Source organism: Ruegeria sp. BJ6 (genome assembly GCF_056537885.1).
This window is the reverse complement of sequence record NZ_JBQFSG010000007.1, coordinates 145,057-160,854: the sequence shown is the minus strand read 5'-3', so window position 1 is coordinate 160,854 and position 15,798 is coordinate 145,057. Positions and strand designations below refer to the sequence as shown.

The 15,798-nt window shown below is 60.6% G+C and carries 17 protein-coding genes; 13 read left to right on the top strand and 4 right to left on the bottom strand.

All coding sequences use genetic code 11. The features are described 5' to 3' along the window. Positions 1 to 4 precede the first annotated feature (4 nt). The 8 genes from ACR0D6_RS15440 to rarD all read left to right on the top strand — a co-directional run bounded on the left by ACR0D6_RS15440 (position 5) and on the right by rarD (position 9,984). Entirely contained in the window at positions 5 to 385 is a 381-nt protein-coding gene (locus ACR0D6_RS15440; protein WP_170655953.1) for a GFA family protein, read from the top strand. 15 nt (positions 386 to 400) lie between these two features. Beyond that, complete coding sequence (locus ACR0D6_RS15435; protein ID WP_480766131.1) at positions 401 to 2,848, top strand: GcvT family protein; 2,448 nt, start codon at positions 401 to 403, stop codon at positions 2,846 to 2,848. 19 nt (positions 2,849 to 2,867) lie between these two features. Then, positions 2,868 to 3,344, top strand: a complete 477-nt coding sequence (locus ACR0D6_RS15430) for a cupin domain-containing protein (protein ID WP_480766130.1) — start codon at positions 2,868 to 2,870, stop codon at positions 3,342 to 3,344. A 3-nt stretch (positions 3,345 to 3,347) separates the two neighbouring features. Then, positions 3,348 to 4,400 (top strand): alcohol dehydrogenase family protein, encoded by a 1,053-nt coding sequence (locus ACR0D6_RS15425; RefSeq protein WP_480766129.1) that lies wholly within the window; start codon positions 3,348 to 3,350, stop codon positions 4,398 to 4,400. Between the two features lie 13 nt (positions 4,401 to 4,413). Next, positions 4,414 to 5,307, top strand: coding sequence for a homocysteine S-methyltransferase family protein (locus tag ACR0D6_RS15420; RefSeq protein ID WP_480766128.1), 894 nt, complete (start codon positions 4,414 to 4,416; stop codon positions 5,305 to 5,307). A 13-nt stretch (positions 5,308 to 5,320) separates the two neighbouring features. After that, entirely contained in the window at positions 5,321 to 6,277 is a 957-nt protein-coding gene (locus ACR0D6_RS15415; RefSeq protein WP_480766127.1) for a GlxA family transcriptional regulator, read from the top strand. An 89-nt stretch (positions 6,278 to 6,366) separates the two neighbouring features. Continuing rightward, positions 6,367 to 8,820, top strand: coding sequence for a GcvT family protein (locus ACR0D6_RS15410; protein WP_480766126.1), 2,454 nt, complete (start codon positions 6,367 to 6,369; stop codon positions 8,818 to 8,820). 258 nt (positions 8,821 to 9,078) lie between these two features. Beyond that, positions 9,079 to 9,984, top strand: a complete 906-nt coding sequence (rarD, locus tag ACR0D6_RS15405) for an EamA family transporter RarD (protein WP_480766125.1) — start codon at positions 9,079 to 9,081, stop codon at positions 9,982 to 9,984. On the opposite strand, the gene ACR0D6_RS15400 is transcribed toward rarD, so the two are convergent. After that, complete coding sequence (locus tag ACR0D6_RS15400) at positions 9,975 to 10,688, bottom strand: SGNH/GDSL hydrolase family protein (protein WP_480766124.1); 714 nt, start codon at positions 10,686 to 10,688, stop codon at positions 9,975 to 9,977. The two genes, rarD and ACR0D6_RS15400, sit on opposite strands and share 10 nt — an antisense overlap. Before the next feature lie 2 nt (positions 10,689 to 10,690). Next, positions 10,691 to 11,101 carry a nuclear transport factor 2 family protein gene (locus tag ACR0D6_RS15395; RefSeq protein ID WP_480766123.1) on the bottom strand — a complete coding sequence of 137 codons (411 nt, stop codon included), beginning with the start codon at positions 11,099 to 11,101 and terminating at the stop codon, positions 10,691 to 10,693. A 96-nt stretch (positions 11,102 to 11,197) separates the two neighbouring features. On the opposite strand from ACR0D6_RS15395, the gene ACR0D6_RS15390 reads away from it, so the two are divergent. The 3 genes from ACR0D6_RS15390 (at position 11,198) to ACR0D6_RS15380 (ending at position 13,099) form a co-directional block, all read left to right on the top strand. Further along, the gene (locus ACR0D6_RS15390; protein WP_480766122.1) at positions 11,198 to 11,845 is read left to right on the top strand and encodes an RluA family pseudouridine synthase; all 648 of its coding nucleotides are present in this window, start codon (positions 11,198 to 11,200) and stop codon (positions 11,843 to 11,845) included. 184 nt (positions 11,846 to 12,029) lie between these two features. Continuing rightward, positions 12,030 to 12,464: a glyoxalase superfamily protein gene (locus ACR0D6_RS15385; RefSeq protein WP_480766121.1), complete on the top strand. Its 435-nt coding sequence runs from the start codon at positions 12,030 to 12,032 to the stop codon at positions 12,462 to 12,464. A gap of 218 nt (positions 12,465 to 12,682) precedes the next feature. After that, positions 12,683 to 13,099: a VOC family protein gene (locus tag ACR0D6_RS15380; RefSeq protein WP_480766120.1), complete on the top strand. Its 417-nt coding sequence runs from the start codon at positions 12,683 to 12,685 to the stop codon at positions 13,097 to 13,099. Positions 13,100 to 13,138: 39 nt separating this feature from the next. On the opposite strand, the gene ACR0D6_RS15375 is transcribed toward ACR0D6_RS15380, so the two are convergent. Together ACR0D6_RS15375 and ACR0D6_RS15370 are read right to left on the bottom strand one after the other, a co-directional pair. Further along, positions 13,139 to 13,594: a GAF domain-containing protein gene (locus ACR0D6_RS15375; protein ID WP_170655979.1), complete on the bottom strand. Its 456-nt coding sequence runs from the start codon at positions 13,592 to 13,594 to the stop codon at positions 13,139 to 13,141. A gap of 97 nt (positions 13,595 to 13,691) precedes the next feature. Continuing rightward, positions 13,692 to 14,864, bottom strand: coding sequence for a thiolase family protein (locus ACR0D6_RS15370; RefSeq protein ID WP_480766119.1), 1,173 nt, complete (start codon positions 14,862 to 14,864; stop codon positions 13,692 to 13,694). Positions 14,865 to 14,966: 102 nt separating this feature from the next. On the opposite strand from ACR0D6_RS15370, the gene ACR0D6_RS15365 reads away from it, so the two are divergent. Together ACR0D6_RS15365 and ACR0D6_RS15360 are read left to right on the top strand one after the other, a co-directional pair. Further along, positions 14,967 to 15,305, top strand: coding sequence for an STAS domain-containing protein (locus ACR0D6_RS15365; protein WP_480766118.1), 339 nt, complete (start codon positions 14,967 to 14,969; stop codon positions 15,303 to 15,305). Beyond that, positions 15,295 to 15,789 (top strand): ATP-binding protein, encoded by a 495-nt coding sequence (locus ACR0D6_RS15360; protein ID WP_480766117.1) that lies wholly within the window; start codon positions 15,295 to 15,297, stop codon positions 15,787 to 15,789. The genes ACR0D6_RS15365 and ACR0D6_RS15360 overlap by 11 nt, the downstream gene beginning before the upstream one ends. Positions 15,790 to 15,798 lie beyond the last annotated feature (9 nt).

Genomic DNA, 15,798 nt, shown 5'->3' with positions numbered 1-15,798 from the left:
AGACATGCATACCGGTTCCTGCCTCTGCGGCGCCGTCGCATTCAATATTGATGGAGACCTGTCGCCACCATCCGCCTGCCATTGCGGCCAGTGCCGCAAGCAATCGGGCCATGTCTGGGCCTCGACCTCGACCCATCAGGACAACCTGAGCTTTACCGCCAGCGACACGCTGAGCTGGTTTCGCGCATCCGACATTGCAAAGCGCGGATTCTGCCGCGCCTGCGGTTCGTTCCTCTTCTGGCAGCACAACGACGAGGACACGATTTCGATTTCCATGGGGGCGCTGGACGCACCTACCGGACTGAAACTCGCCCGGCACATCTTTGTGGCCGACAAGGGCGATTACTACGACATCACGGACGACCTGCCCCAACGGGCGCAATAACAGGAACTGAAAGACATGAGTGATTTTCCGACAAAAGCCCGCGTGGTTATTATCGGTGGCGGTGTGGTGGGGACCTCCTCGCTCTACCATCTGGCCAAGAAAGGCTGGACCGACTGCGTCCTGCTGGAAAAGAACGAGCTGACCGCAGGCTCGACTTGGCATGCGGCGGGGAACGTGCCGACCTTCTCGACCTCGTGGGCGATCATGAACATGCAGCGGTATTCGACCGAGCTTTATTCCCGTCTGGGGGATGAGGTCGATTATCCGATGAACTATCACCAGACCGGCTCGATCCGTCTGGCGCATACGAAAGAGCGTGTGCAGGAGTTCGAACGCGCCTGCGCCATGGGGCGCTATCAAGGCATCGAGATGGAGATGTGGACGCCTGAACAGGCCAAGGAACAGTACCCGTTCCTTGAAACCCACGACCTTGAGGGCGTGCTGTTCGACCCCAGCGACGGTGACATCGACCCGGCGCAGCTGACACAAGCGCTGGCTAAGGGCGCCCGCGACATGGGTGCAAAAATCCTGCGCTTTACCCCTGCAACCGGCGTGACCCAGCACGACGATGGCACTTGGACCGTCAGCACCGAAAAAGGTGACATTGACTGTGACTATGTGGTGAACGCGGCAGGGTACTATGCCCAGCGCGTGGGTGAGTGGTTCAAGCCCTTTGGCGGGCGCACTGTTCCGATGATGGTGATGAGCCACCAGTACCTGCTGACCGAGGAAATCCCCGAGATCGAGGCATGGTCGAAGCAAAGCGGACAAAAGCTGCCGCTGCTGCGCGATGTGGATGTGTCGTACTACCTGCGTCAGGAAAAGCACGGCTTCAACATCGGCCCGTACGAGCCCAACTGCCGCGCGCATTGGGAAACCGAAGCCGACCCGATGCCGGACGATTTCAGCTTCCAGCTGTGGTCCGACGATCTGGACCGGATCGAGGACATCGTTGCCGACGCGATGGAGCGTGTGCCGTTGTCCGGTGAGGCCGGTATCTCGCGCATCATCAACGGCCCGATCCCCTATGCACCGGATGGCTTGCCTCTGATCGGTCCTATGCCCGGCGTGAAAAACGCGTTCGAGGCCTGCGTCTTTACCTTTGGCATCGCGCAAGGCGGCGGTGCTGGCAAGGTGCTGGCGGAATGGATCGTCGACGGGTTCACCGAGTGGGACATGTGGTCGGTCGATCCGCGCCGCTACACCGATTACACCGATCACGACTATTGCGTGAAAAAAGGCATGGAGGTTTACGGCAACGAATACGCCATGCACTTCCCGCATCACGAATGGCCCGCCGCGCGCGACAAGAAACTGTCGCCGGTACATGCCAAGGTCAAGGAACTGGGCGGTGTCATGGGCGCCTATAACGGGTGGGAGCGTGCTAACTGGTTCGCACAGCCCGGTGACGACGTGACCGAAGAAAGCACACACACATGGGGCCGGTCCGGCCCGTGGGAGCAGCGGATCAAGGAAGAATGCGAGGCCGTGCGAGACCATTGTGGCGTTTTAGATTTGCCAGGCTTCTCGCGCTTCATGGTCAAGGGAGAGGGTGCCGCCGAGGCACTGCGCGGTCTCGCAACCGGCGGTTTGCCCAAGGTTGGCCGGATGAACCTGATCTACGTCTCCGACGATCGTGGCCGTATCCTGACCGAAATGTCCTGCATTCGTCTGGGCGAAGATGAGTTCGTGATGATCACTGCTGCCACCGCGCAGTGGCATGACCGGGACATCCTGCTGAATGCGATGCCCGCAGGTGTCAGTGTCGAGGATGTGACCACCACACGCGACACGCTGATCGTCACCGGCCCGAAATCGCGCGAGATCCTGTCGGGTCTGACCGATGCGGACCTGTCGGCCGGATGGCTGACGCACCAGTCCGCAACCGTTGCAGGCCAGCCCGCCTATCTGATCCGCGTGTCCTTCGCCGGTGAACTGGGGTGGGAGGTTCATGCCCTGAACGAGCATATGCCTGCCATCTACGGTGCCATCATCGACGCAGGCGCCAAGCCGTTCGGCATGTATGCGCTGAACTCCTTGCGTATCGAAAAGGGCTACCGTGCGTGGAAGGGCGATCTGTCGACCGACTTCTCGCTGCTCGAAGGTGGGCTGGGCCGGTTCGTCAAGCTGGACAAGCCGCAGGACTTCCCCGGCAAGGCCGCGATCCAGAACGAAAAGCAGCAGGGCGCGAAAAAGCAGTTCGTTACCCTGCTGGTCGAGGCAAAGGATTGCGACGCGCCCTACATGTCCTGCATCTGGCATGATGGTCAGATCGTCGGTGAAACCACGTCCGGCGCATGGGGCTATCGCATCGATGCATCGGTCGCGCTGGGCATGGTGCGTCCGGATCTGGCAACCCCGGGCACCGAGCTTGAGGTCGAAATCTACGGCGAAAAGTGTCGCGCTGTGGTACAGGAAGATCAGCCGCTTTGGGACCCAGCGAACGAGCGGCTCCGCGCCTGATCGCGACAAGGAGGCCTCCATGGGCAAGCGCTATGCCAAACTGGGACCCGGTGAGGGTCCCAACTATGACTGGGAAAACGATCATACCTTTGTCAAAGTGTCCGGTCAGGACACCGGCGGCGCCTATACGCTCATGGAGGACAACCTCAAATCCAACTTTGCGCTGGGTCTGCATCGGCATGATAGCCATGCCGAGACATTCTATTTCCTCGAAGGTCAGGTCGATTTCTATGTCGATGGTGACTGGCATCGCTGCACTCCGGGCACCACGATGCACGTGCCACCCGGAGTGCCACATGCCTGCCGTGTCGCGGGCAACGCACCTGCGAAAATGCTCATGATTTTTCAGCCATCGGGTTTTGATGGGTTTCTGACGGAACTGGCAACGATGGATGAAGCGGATTTTGCAGATGAGGCGAAGATGGCCGATCTAAACGCCCGCTATGACATCGTGCCGATGGGGCCGGTGCCACCGCATCCGGACGACGGGGGCTGAGCGATGAGCATACCAGCCGTCATGTCCGGCGTTCACCTGACCTGCCACGGCGGGCCGGAGGCGCTGGAATGGCGCGACGACATTCCCGTTCCGACCGCCGGCCCCGGGCAGGTGCTGGTCAGGGTCGCGGCAGCCGGGGTCAACAACACCGATATCAACACCCGAGTCGGGTGGTATTCGTCCGATGTGACCGGGGCCACCGATGCCGTCGATCAGGATGTCGAGGCTGGAGGCTGGGGCGGCGCGCTGGCCTTTCCCCGCATTCAGGGCGGCGATCTCTGTGGCATTGTCGCGGCTGTCGGGGCCGGTGTTCCGTTCAAACCCGGTCAACGCGTGACCTGCCCGATCAACCTGCCGCGTTCGCGCCCCGGCAACCCGCACGGGTTCATCGCGCTGGGCTCGGAGATCGATGGCGCATTTGCCCAATATTGCCTCGTCGGCGCCGACGACCTGTATGACGTAACCGCTTCACCGCTTTCCAACGTGGAGATCGCCGCGATCCCCTGCGCATTTGGTACGGCCGAGAACCTGTTGACCCGCGCGGGTGTGACGGCGGGACACAAGGTGCTGATCACCGGTGCATCCGGTGGCGTCGGATTGGCGGCGGTGCAACTGGCCGCCCTGCGCGGTGCCGCCGTCTGGGGCGTGACCGGCCCGGCCAAGGCCGAAGTGGTCAAAGGACAGGGTGCAACGGACACGTTCGGCCGCGACGCCACCTTGCCGCAGGACATGTTCGATGTTGTCATCGACGTAGTAGGAGGCCCGGCCTGGCCCGGCCTGATCCTTGCGCTTAAACCCGGCGGGCACTACGCCGTGTCTGGTGCCATCGCCGGGCCGATGGTTCAGGCCGATCTGCGCGACATCTACCTGCGTGACATCACCATCCACGGATGCACCCATCAGGCGTTCGAGGTCTTTGGCCGGTTGGTTACACTGATGAACGAAGGCCGGATCAAACCGCTGATCTCAAAAACCTACCCTTTGCAGGACATTGCCAAGGCGCAGCAGGATTTTCAGTCCAAGGCGCTGCCCGGAAAACTGGTCCTGATCCCATGACGGAGGCTGACCAATGGCTGACATAACCCTACTGGATGGTTCGATCGGGCAGGAACTGGTCAAACGCAGCGGCGACCGCGCGACGCCGCTTTGGTCGACCCGCGTGATGATCGACCACCCCGATCTGGTGGGCGATGTCCATGCCGATTATTTCCGGCGGGGCGCCACCATTGCCACGACCAACACCTACGCCGTTCATCGCTCGCGTCTTGTCCGCGTGGGGATGGAGGATCAGGTTCCGAACCTGATCGACGTTGCGCTATCGCAGGCCGAACGCGCCCGCAAGGGAACCGCCGTTCGTATCGCGGGATCGCTCGGGCCGCTTCTGGCATCCTACCGCCCGGACCTGAACCCCGACCCCGCCGATGCCGCCGACAAATTTGCCGAGCTTGCCACCATGATGGCCCCGCGCGTCGATCTGCTCCTTATCGAAACCGTGTCGTCAGTACAGGAGGCCGAGGGCGCCCTGCGCGGCACGCAAGGCTGCGGAAAACCGGTCTGGCTGGCGCTGACAGTGATGGATGATGACGGCACCCGACTGCGTTCAGGCGAACCGTTGGGCGACATCGCCCCCCTTGTCGAGCGATTTGATCCGCAGGCCGTACTGATCAATTGCTCGCGCCCCGAGGCGATCCCGGCTGCACTGGGGATCATCGCCACGATGGGTCGCCCCTTTGGGGCTTATGCCAATGGTTTTACCCGCATCTCCGAAGGGTTCCTGAAAGACGCCCCTACCGTGGATGCGTTGGAACAAAGAACGGACCTTGGCCCCGGTGCTTATGCCGATCACGTCATGGGCTGGGTCGAGCAGGGCGCCACCATCGTCGGCGGCTGTTGCGAGGTCGGACCCGACCACATCACGGAATTGGCGCAGCGCCTGCGCGCAGCGGGCCACCGGATCGTCTGAGCGGGAGGGCACGATGACGACCGAACGGCAATGGCATTTCGACATTATCGTCGCTGACGGTTTCGTCCTCAGCGAACTGGCCGGGATCGTGGATGTGCTGCGCATCGCCAACCGGGTGTGCCCGCAGCCGCCCTTTACCTATCGCTATCGGTCCCTGACCGGGGGGGCTGTGTGCAGCAGCGCTAAGGCATCAGTGGAAACCGAACCGGTCTCGTCCCAGGCCAGTGCCGACTATGTGTTTGTCATCGGAAATTCCGACCCCGACCATCCCGCCCTGTCCCTGACCCGCGTCGTGTCGGATTATACCTATCGCGGTGCGCAGGTGTTTTTGCTGGCCGAGGCTGCAAGCCGCTATATCAAGGACAAGGGCGCGGATGATCACGCGACGCATTGGGAAAACGCCTCGTTCCTGCGCGAGCGTGGGGCCGGGTTCGACGCCAAGTTCTCAATCGCGACAGAGCACGGTCAGGTCGTCACCTGCGCCGGCATGGGGGCGACAGTCGATGTGGCGCTGTCGGTCATCGGGCGCCATATCTCGGGCGCGGGAAAGATGACCGTGGCGGATATCATGCTGCACGAGAACATCCGCGACTTCAGCTCAATGCAGCCCTTCTCAGGCGTCAAATCAACCACCACCGGCGACAACAAGCTGGACCAGTGCATCAAGATCATGCAGGCCAACATTGAAGAACCCGTGCCGATCAACGAAATCGTCTCGGCGCTTGGCCTGTCCAACCGCTCGCTGGAACGCAAGTTCAAATCCTATCTGGGCACAACCCCCAACAACTTCTACCGCGAAATGCGACTGGCCAAGGCCAACAACCTGCTGCTGAACACAACCATGAGCGTGCGCGAGATCGGCTTTGCCTGCGGTTTCCCGAATGGTTTCTCGGCCGTCTATAAAAGTGTCTACGGCATTACGCCATTCACCCTGCGCCGTCAGAGAAGGCGGGTGGATACCGAAGGGTGAAAACCCCAGCCGTTCTGACGCTTTTGATGGATTTCCTGCCGCCTCTACGTGGCAGTATGCGCCAAATCTGAAGATTCGGAGACTTCACAATGGTTGATCTTCCTACCAAGGCCCGCGTGGTCATCATCGGCGGCGGCGTTATCGGATGCTCGGTCGCGTATCACCTGACCAAAAAGGGCTGGAACGACGTTGTGCTGCTGGAGCGCAAACAGCTGACCAGCGGCACCACATGGCACGCGGCCGGTCTGATCGCGCAGCTGCGGGCGACAGCAAACATGACCAAGCTGGCGAAATACAGTCAGGAGCTTTATGGCTCGCTCGAGGAAGAAACCGGTGTGGCCACCGGGTTCAAGAGGGTCGGTTCGATCACTGTTGCGCTGACCGAAGAGCGCAAGGAAGAGATTTACCGCCAGGCCGCCATGGCGCGTGCCTTTGGCGTCGAGGTCGAAGAGATTTCGAACGAGCGCGTGGCCGAGCTTTATCCGCACCTCAACCTTGAAGGCGTCAAAGGCGCGGTTCATCTGCCGCTGGACGGACAGGGCGATCCGGCGAATATCGCACTAGCGCTGGCCAAAGGCGCACGCCAGCGGGGCGGCATTGTCAAAGAACGCGTGAAAGTCACCGATATTGTCAAGCAGGGCCGCAAGGTCACAGGCGTGGACTGGGTTGCCGACGATGGCAGCGCTTCGGGCCATATCGAATGCGACATGGTGGTGAACTGCGCCGGTATGTGGGGACACGAGGTGGGCCGCATGGCCGGTGTCAACGTGCCGCTGCACGCCTGCGAACACTTCTACATTGTCTCCGAGCCGATCGAGGGCCTGACCCCGCTGCCGGTGCTGCGCGTGCCTGACGAATGTGCCTATTACAAGGAAGACGCGGGCAAGATGATGCTGGGCGCGTTCGAACCCAATGCCAAGCCATGGGCGATGGACGGCATTCCTGACAGTTTTGAATTCGACCAGCTGCCCGAGGATTTCGACCATTTCGAACCGATCCTCGAAGATGCCTGCAACCGGATGCCAATGCTGGCCGAAGCGGGGATTCACACGTTCTTCAACGGCCCGGAATCCTTTACCCCAGACGACGCCTATCACCTTGGGCTGGCGCCCGAGATGGACAATGTCTGGGTTGCTGCCGGGTTCAACTCGATCGGCATCCAGTCCGCCGGTGGTGCGGGCATGGCGCTGGCCGAGTGGATGGACAGCGGTGAAAAGCCCTTTGATCTGGGTGATGTAGATATCGGGCGGATGCAGCCGTTCCAGGGCAACAAGAAGTACCTGTTCGAACGCTCGAAAGAGACGCTTGGCCTGCTCTATGCAGATCACTACCCCTATCGTCAGAAAGCCACGGCGCGCGGTGTTCGCCGGACGCCTTTCCACCATCACCTGAAAGAACAAGGCGCCGTATTTGGTGAACTTGCTGGCTGGGAACGCGCCAACTGGTTCGCGAATGAGGGGCAGGAGCGCGAATACCAGTACAGCTGGAAGCGCCAGAACTGGTTCGAAAACTCGGCCGCCGAGCACCGCGCCGTGCGTGAGAATGTCGGCATGTACGACATGTCTTCCTTCGGCAAGATCCGGGTCGAAGGTCCGGATGCCGAGGCCTTCATGAACAATATCGGTGGCGGCGATTACTCGGTGCCGAATGGCAAGATCGTCTATACCCAGTTCCTCAACCGCACTGGCGGGATCGAGGCGGATGTGACCGTCACCCGCCTGACCGAAACCTCCTATCTGGTTGTCACCCCGGCGGCGACGCGACTGGCTGATCAGGCGTGGATGCAGCGCCATGTAGGCGATTATCGCGTTGTCATCACCGACGTCACCGCGGGCGAGGGCGTTCTGGCGGTCATGGGCCCGAATGCGCGTGCGCTGCTGGAAAAGGTTTCACCGGCTGATTTCTCGAACGCCACCAACCCGTTCGGCACCGCGCAGGAAATCGAGATCGGCATGGGACTGGCCCGTGCACATCGCGTGACCTACGTGGGCGAGCTTGGCTGGGAGGTCTATGTCTCCTCGGACATGGCGGGGCACGTTTTCGAGACCCTGCATGAGGCAGGTCAGGACATGGGGCTGAAACTGTGTGGCATGCACATGATGGACAGCTGCCGGATCGAAAAAGGTTTCCGCCATTTCGGTCATGACATCACATGCGAGGATCACGTTGTCGATGCCGGCCTCGGCTTTGCGGTTAAGGTCGACAAAGGCAGTGACTTTATCGGGCGCGAGGCGGTGATTGCCCGCAAGGAAAGCGGGCCGAAAAACCGTCTGGTCCAGTTCAAACTGACCGATCCCGAACCGCTTCTGTTCCATAATGAGCCGATCATCCGCGACGGCGAATATGTGGGCTATCTGAGCTCGGGCAACTACGGTCACACGCTGGGCGGCGCCATCGGTATGGGTTATGTGCCCTGCGAAGGTGAAAAGGCCGCTGACGTGCTGGCGTCGAGTTACGAAATCGACGTCTGCGGCGTGAAGGTAAAGGCCGAAGCATCGCTGAAGCCGATGTATGACCCGAAATCGGAGCGTGTGAAGGTCTGATCCGATCAGGCAAAGGGGCTCTGCCCCCGCCGCGGCAAACCGCGTCTCTCGCGGAGTATTTTCCGGCCAGATGAACAAGGGTTCCTTCGTTCATCTGGCCTCAAATTCTCCGGAGCGCGAGGCAGAACCTCGCTATTTCCTTCTCCCTGCATATGAGATGACCCATCAAGGAATGTGATGGGTCGACCCACAGTTTACGGAGTTTTCAACGCCCCCCCGTTTGCCGTAGATACCATTGGTGTCAAACGGAGACGGTAAATGTCCGCAAACAGAAACCCAGACGAAAACGCGGATTCGCCAAAGGGGCTGGCGTTGGCGATCACTGCCTATGTTCTGTGGGGGTTTCTGCCGCTTTACATGAAGGCTATGGCGCATATCCCGCCCGTCGAAATTGTTGCTCACAGGATCATCTGGTCCGTCCCGGTCGCCGGGTTATTGCTGATTGTGCTTGGACGCACACGTGATCTCCAATCTGCGCTGCGTAACCCGAGGATGCTGGGAATGGCCTGCCTGACGGCGGCGCTGATTTCGGTGAACTGGGCGATTTATGTCTGGGCGATTGCCAATGGCAAGGCGCTGGATGCGGCGCTTGGCTATTACATTAACCCGCTTTTCAGCATTGCTCTTGGTGCGCTTTTGCTGCGCGAGCCGCTGAGCCGCACGCAAATTGCGGCGGTGGCTCTGGCGGCGGTGGGCGTTGTGGTTCTGGTGCTTGAGGCCGGAAAACTCCCCTGGGCGGCCTTGGGTATGATGATCACATGGGGGTTCTACGCGTTTTTTAAACGGTCCCTTCCCATCGGGCCAAATCAGGGCTTCCTGCTGGAGGTTTTGATCCTGCTGATCCCCGCCTTGGCCTATGTCACTTGGATGGGCGTGCAGGGGGCCGGAAATTTCGGAGTGGCGACGACAGACACTCTGCTGCTGGCTGGTGCTGGGATTGTCACGGCGGTTCCCCTGCTGGTTTATGCGAACGGTGCCAAACTGGTTCGTCTCTCGACAATGGGTATCCTGCAATACATTGCGCCGACGATGATCTTCATTACCGCCATCACCCTGTTCGGAGAGCACATAGACCGGGGCCGCATGATCGCCTTTCCGATGATCTGGGCGGCGCTGATCGTCTATTCAATTCCGATGGTGCGCCAGATGCGGGCTCAGTCCTGACTGCGAATGGCCAATGCCAGTTGCTCGGCCCACAAGGCATAGGCTCTGGGGCTTGGGTGATATCCGTCCGGGGCGGCTAGGGCCGGGTCTTCGGGCAAGTGCAATGACAGGTGCCGGGCCTGCGGAAACTGATTTGCGACCTGCTGCAATCCCTGATCCAACCGGCCCGCCTGCCGGCCCAACACCCAGGCTAAGGGCTGCGGCAAAGCCGGAAACCGGTGCATCTGCGGCACGCCCGAGAGCACGACACGGCGCACCCCGAGTGTGCCAGTCAGCAAATTCAGCAACTCTGTCTGCCGCCGCATGAACTGCGCTTTTGTCACGGCACGCGTCACGTCGTTCACGCCCAGAGCAGTCACTGCAACATCGAACTCGCCGCCGATGTCGCGCAGCCTGTCAATCGTGTCCGCGGTGGTGTGCCCTGTCGTTGCCTCGAGCCGCCATTCAACCGTGTGGTGCCTGCTCAGTTGACGGACCAACTGCCCGGCCAAAGCCTGTTGTTGCGTTCCCGCCCCGACCCCGGCGGCCGAACTGTCCCCGACGATCAGCAACCGCAAACGGGGTCCGCGCCCCTCGCGCCCTTCACGCGGACCTGCTGGTTCGGGCAGTAACTGTGCCTTACGCCGGACGGACAGCCCTTGAACAGCCAGAACCGGCAGTAGCGGCACCCGCAAAATCTGATCGGCGGCAACCGGACCGGGCATTGTCAGGACAGCGCGTCGCGATATTCAAGGAAACGGGGATCGGTCATCACCCGCGCATTCATTGCTTCGCGCAACGCTCCAATAGTCTTGTAAGGTCGCATGACCACTTCGAATTCCTGAATCAGCCCGTCATCGTTCAGCGTGATCAGATCGACGCCCACCGCATCCAGATCCCCGACCCTGCACTGAAACTCCAAGGCCCAATCCTTTCCGTCGCCCATCACCCGACGGTAGCGAAAATCGGAAAACACCTGTCCGACATGTCCCAACACGGCAGCCACCGGTGCCCGTCCGGTCCATGTCTTATAGTAGGTCGGCGGCAGAAACCGCACATCCTCGGCCAGAATGTCATGGATCAGGTTTTCATCGCCTTTGGCGACCACTTCCTGCATTTTTTCGATTGTGGGGTGCATGTCCTCTCCTCTCCGCTACCACAAGATTTGCCCAAGCCCCGCGCGCGGGCAAGGACGACGTTGCGGGAGGTGGCGCGCTGCGATAGGCAGGCGCGCATGAGCGAGACTTACGATCCCCCGAAAACGCCGCTGGATGTGCTGCACGAGGATGCGCAGCTGATCGTGGTGAACAAACCCTCGGGCCTGTTGTCCGTGCCGGGCCGGGGGGAACATCTGGCCGATTGCCTGCTGACCCGCGTGCAGGCTGCATTTCCGCAGGCGCTGCTGGTGCATCGGCTGGATCGTGACACGTCGGGCGTGATGGTCTTTGCCCAGACGCCTCATGCGCAGCGGGCACTGGGGATGCAATTCGAAAAGCGCCAGACCAGAAAAACCTATGTCGCCCGTGTCTGGGGTCAGCTGGAGCCGAAAACCGGCACCGTCGATCTGCCGCTGATCGTCGACTGGCCCAATCGCCCGCTGCAGATGGTCTGCCACGATACAGGCAAGCCCGCCGTCACCGACTGGCGCGTGGTGAAAAGCGAGGAAGACACGACCCGCGTTCGCCTGTTTCCCAAAACCGGGCGCTCGCACCAATTGCGGGTGCATATGCAGGCGCTTGGTCATCCGATCCTTGGCGATCCGTTCTATGCCAGCGGTGCAGCGCGCGAATTCCCCCGCCTGATGTTGCACTCGGAAGAACTGCGGCTGAAACATCCCGAGGGCGGTGTGTCGATGAAGTTCCGCGCTGCACCGGATTTCTGAGCGTACGTTGACAAATTTCAGGTGTGGTGCGAAGGATGCCTCAGGTTTGGGTCTCCTGCCGCTCGCGGCCTTCGGGCTTTGGTGAAACCCTATCAATTTTCATCTGTTGCCCCTTTTCCGGCGCGCGGATGGCAATGCGAGCCCCGTCCATTCCAACGCGCCCGTTTCAGGAAACGAGGCAAGAATGACTGTATCTGAAAACATAGCTCCGGTGGAGGAGCTGAAATCGCAGGCCAGACGCCTGCGGGAAAAACTGCGCGTCAGTGGGGTGGAGGTGTCCCACGGCAAGGCGCTGGAACTGATCGCCCATCAGCACGGTGCGCGCGACTGGAACACGCTGCACGCCAAGGCGGGAAATCGCATGATCCTGCGTGTCGGCGACCGGGTCGAAGGCCAATACCTTGGTCAGCCCTTTACGGCGGAAATCCGAGGATTGTCGGTCATGGGTGACGGTTCTTATCGCCGGATCACGCTGCACCTCGACGAGGCGGTCGATGTGGTCACATTCGACAGCTTTTCATCTTACCGTCAGCGGGTGAACGGTCAGATCGGGTGGGACGGACGCTCGGTCCGTCATACATCGGACGGTCAGCCGCATCTGGTTGTCCGGCCAATCTGATAGACTGCTAATCTGGTGACTGCCCGGAACACTCCGGGCAGTCCCTATAGCGTTGGGCTTTTTTAAGCCGGATTGCTTTTTGTATGATTGGCGTGTGTTCCGGAAAACCGGGGATGCGTCGTTTCGTATCGCGGTCATTGAGGCGAAGGGTGTGTTGGTCTAGCGTAACCCAATACCTTCGTTGCCATAATCAAACTTACGGAAAGGTAACACGCAGCATGATTGCCTACGTCACCGTTGGTGCCGATGACATCGCGCAAGCAAAGCGGTTTTATTCTGCGTTCCTGCCAGCCCTTGATTACGAACTTGAGGAAGGGCCTGAGGGCCTGAGCTACGCGCTGCCCGTCGAACCGGGCCAATCTCCGGTTCTACCGGATTTTTATGTGAAACCTCCGTTCGATGGACGTCCGGCCTCGGTTGGGAATGGTGGTATGGTCGCATTTGAGGCGCGCAGTCAAAAGCAGGTTCGTGATCTTCACGCCGCGGCACTTACCGCAGGCGGCTTTGATGAGGGCCAGCCGGGGTTCCGTGACTTGTACGGCCCCCAATTCTATGTTGGCTACCTCCGCGATCCTCAAGGCAACAAGATTGCACTGTTTTCCTGCAACCCGGATGAACCCGGACGAGACGGGTAGCGCGGGCTTTACAGACCGTACATTTACGATTTCGGCGAATTAACAGCGCCCAAAGGCGCTCGACAGGATCTCGCCCAGGCTGCTTGCGTCATATTCCGAAAACGCGTCCGGCTGGTTGCTGTCGATGTCGAAGACAGCAATGATCTCGCCCGCGGCATTTCGGACCGGCAGCACCAGTTCCGACCGCGTGGAAGAGGCACAGGCGATGTGGCCGGGGAAGGCGTCCACGTCAGGGACCAGCTGCACGGCACCCGTCCGGGCGGCAGCGCCGCATACGCCACGGTCGAATGGAATGACAAGACAGCCGTGGCCACCCTGATAGGGTCCGATTTTCAGCAGGCCGGGTTCGGTCACCCGGTAGAAACCGGTCCAGTCGAAACGGTCATCGGAATGATGCACTTCGCAGGTGATGGTCGCCATCAGGGCGACCTCGTCTGTCTCACCTTCAGTCAAGGCGGCGATGGTTTTGGCGAGTGTGTCGTAGTCGGCGGTCATGTCGGTGTTCTTTTTCGTGCGAAGGTAAGGGGACTGTGTGCCCCCTCTTTACCCGGGGGTCAATTCACCCCCGAGAATATTTCAGGCAAGAGGAAGTTCAGAGGCGTTCGATTGCGATGGCGGTACCTTCGCCCCCGCCGATGCAGATGGCGGCGACACCTCGTTTAAGATCGCGCTTTTCCAGCGCGTTCAGAAGTGTAACCATGATACGCGCGCCGGATGCACCGATGGGGTGCCCCAGCGCGCAGGCGCCGCCGTTGACGTTCACCTTGTCGCGCGGCAGGTCCATTTCATGCATGAATGCCATCGGAACCACAGCAAAGGCCTCATTGACTTCCCAGAGGTCCACGTCGTCCTTGCTCCAACCGATACGGTTCAGAAGGTTTTGCGCGGCCGGCACAGGGGCGGTGGTGAAAAGACCCGGTGCCTGCGCGTGGCTGGCGTGGCCAACGATCCGGGCGCGGATGGTGAGCCCTTGGGCCTCAGCCGCTTCGGCAGAGGCCAAAACAAGTGCTGCGGCGCCATCGGAGATCGAAGATGCATTGGCCGCTGTCACGGTTCCGTCCTTGCGGAAGGCGGGTTTCAGGGTCGGAATCTTTTCGGGGCGGGCCGATCCGGGTTGTTCATCGGCGTCCTGCGATATCTCGCCTTTTCGGGTTTTAACGGTGATGGGCGTGATTTCACCTTCAAACGCGCCGTTCTTCTGCGCAGCCAGTGCGTTTGACAACGATTGCAGGGCGTATTCGTCCTGTGCTTCGCGGGTGAACTGATAGGCCTGAGCGCAGTCTTCGGCGAAGGTGCCCATCAGGCGGCCCTTGTCATAGGCGTCTTCGAGACCATCGAGGAACATGTGATCCACCACCTGACCGTGCCCGATACGGGCGCCACTGCGCATTTTGGGCAGCAGATAGGGGGCATTGGTCATGCTCTCCATCCCGCCGGCGACCATGGTGTCGGCATGGCCCAGAGCGATCTGGTCAAAGGCCATCATCGCCGCCTTCATGCCCGATCCGCACATCTTGTTGAGGGTCGTGGCGGGCACCTCTTCGCCAAGGCCGGCTGCGAATCCGGCCTGTCGCGCCGGGGCCTGCCCCTGCCCCGCGGGCAGAACGCAACCCATCAGAACCTCATCAACCGTTTGCGCACCCGCGCCTTCGAGGGCGGCCCGGATGGCAGCTCCTCCAAGATCCGCGGCAGCGACCCCGTCGAACATGCCCTGAAATCCACCCATCGGCGTGCGGGACGCACCGGCGATCACGACCTCTTTCATCTCAACTCCTCCTCTTTCTGAGATGTTGAATACCGAATGGTAAGAATTGCCGTCTAGCGTATTTCTACGAAGAAAACCCATAATCATCGGAGGGCACCGGAAATGAGCCTGACCAGCAGCACAACCGGCGCAATACAGGTTATCACGGTTCGGGCGGACCGGATCGACGCGGCGATGGCGATTCAGTTCAAGGAAGACATGCGCGCCGAAACCGAAGGCAGGTTGGAACGGGTGGTGCTGGACTTGTCGGATGTTGAATTCATCGACTCCAGCGGATTGGGCGCGATCGTGGCGTCGATGAAACAACTCGGCGCGGATCGCACACTGGATCTGGCCGGGCTACATCCGGTGGTGGAAAAGGTGTTTCGCCTGACCCGGATGGACACGGTGTTCCGGCTGTTTCCGTCCCTTGGTGATGCGCTGTCCGCGCGTGCCGAGTGACGTTGAACGGGACGTGACCGACATGGATCGGACCGATGATCAGGACCATCTGGATTTATCCTTTCCCGCAACTAGGGATCAGGCCAGCGCAGGAATCGCGAGCCTGAGCAAAGGCCTTGCGGCACAAGGGTTACCCGCCGAAAAAGCCGGGGATGTAAGGATCGCGCTTGCCGAGGCCATCAACAACGTGGTTGAGCACGCATATGCGGGCACGGCACCCGCCAACGTTCAGGTGAACTGCCGGTTGCATCGGGATCGGTTGGACATCCTCGTGTCGGATACCGGCAACCCGATGCCCGATTGTCACCCGCCGAGCGGGACGCCTGCACAGATCGGGTCGGTTATTCAGGAACTGCCGGAAGGGGGCTTTGGCTGGTTTCTGATCCGGCAATTGACCAGTGAGATTCGGTATGAACGCCGCAACGGGTGTAATCATCTATCTTTGCGGTTTGATCTGCCAAAACCCCGAAAGTACAGCAAATAGCCACAATAA

What these genes read in the sequence shown, in the direction of transcription:
- ACR0D6_RS15440 (WP_170655953.1), top strand. Translation starts at nt 5, where the DNA reads ATGCATACCGGTTCCTGCCTCTGCGGCGCCGTCGCATTCAATATTGAT.
- ACR0D6_RS15435 (WP_480766131.1), top strand. Translation starts at nt 401, where the DNA reads ATGAGTGATTTTCCGACAAAAGCCCGCGTGGTTATTATCGGTGGCGGT.
- ACR0D6_RS15430 (WP_480766130.1), top strand. Translation starts at nt 2,868, where the DNA reads ATGGGCAAGCGCTATGCCAAACTGGGACCCGGTGAGGGTCCCAACTAT.
- ACR0D6_RS15425 (WP_480766129.1), top strand. Translation starts at nt 3,348, where the DNA reads ATGAGCATACCAGCCGTCATGTCCGGCGTTCACCTGACCTGCCACGGC.
- ACR0D6_RS15420 (WP_480766128.1), top strand. Translation starts at nt 4,414, where the DNA reads ATGGCTGACATAACCCTACTGGATGGTTCGATCGGGCAGGAACTGGTC.
- ACR0D6_RS15415 (WP_480766127.1), top strand. Translation starts at nt 5,321, where the DNA reads ATGACGACCGAACGGCAATGGCATTTCGACATTATCGTCGCTGACGGT.
- ACR0D6_RS15410 (WP_480766126.1), top strand. Translation starts at nt 6,367, where the DNA reads ATGGTTGATCTTCCTACCAAGGCCCGCGTGGTCATCATCGGCGGCGGC.
- rarD (WP_480766125.1), top strand. Translation starts at nt 9,079, where the DNA reads ATGTCCGCAAACAGAAACCCAGACGAAAACGCGGATTCGCCAAAGGGG.
- ACR0D6_RS15400 (WP_480766124.1), bottom strand. Translation starts at nt 10,688, where the DNA reads ATGCCCGGTCCGGTTGCCGCCGATCAGATTTTGCGGGTGCCGCTACTG.
- ACR0D6_RS15395 (WP_480766123.1), bottom strand. Translation starts at nt 11,101, where the DNA reads ATGCACCCCACAATCGAAAAAATGCAGGAAGTGGTCGCCAAAGGCGAT.
- ACR0D6_RS15390 (WP_480766122.1), top strand. Translation starts at nt 11,198, where the DNA reads ATGAGCGAGACTTACGATCCCCCGAAAACGCCGCTGGATGTGCTGCAC.
- ACR0D6_RS15385 (WP_480766121.1), top strand. Translation starts at nt 12,030, where the DNA reads ATGACTGTATCTGAAAACATAGCTCCGGTGGAGGAGCTGAAATCGCAG.
- ACR0D6_RS15380 (WP_480766120.1), top strand. Translation starts at nt 12,683, where the DNA reads ATGATTGCCTACGTCACCGTTGGTGCCGATGACATCGCGCAAGCAAAG.
- ACR0D6_RS15375 (WP_170655979.1), bottom strand. Translation starts at nt 13,594, where the DNA reads ATGACCGCCGACTACGACACACTCGCCAAAACCATCGCCGCCTTGACT.
- ACR0D6_RS15370 (WP_480766119.1), bottom strand. Translation starts at nt 14,864, where the DNA reads ATGAAAGAGGTCGTGATCGCCGGTGCGTCCCGCACGCCGATGGGTGGA.
- ACR0D6_RS15365 (WP_480766118.1), top strand. Translation starts at nt 14,967, where the DNA reads ATGAGCCTGACCAGCAGCACAACCGGCGCAATACAGGTTATCACGGTT.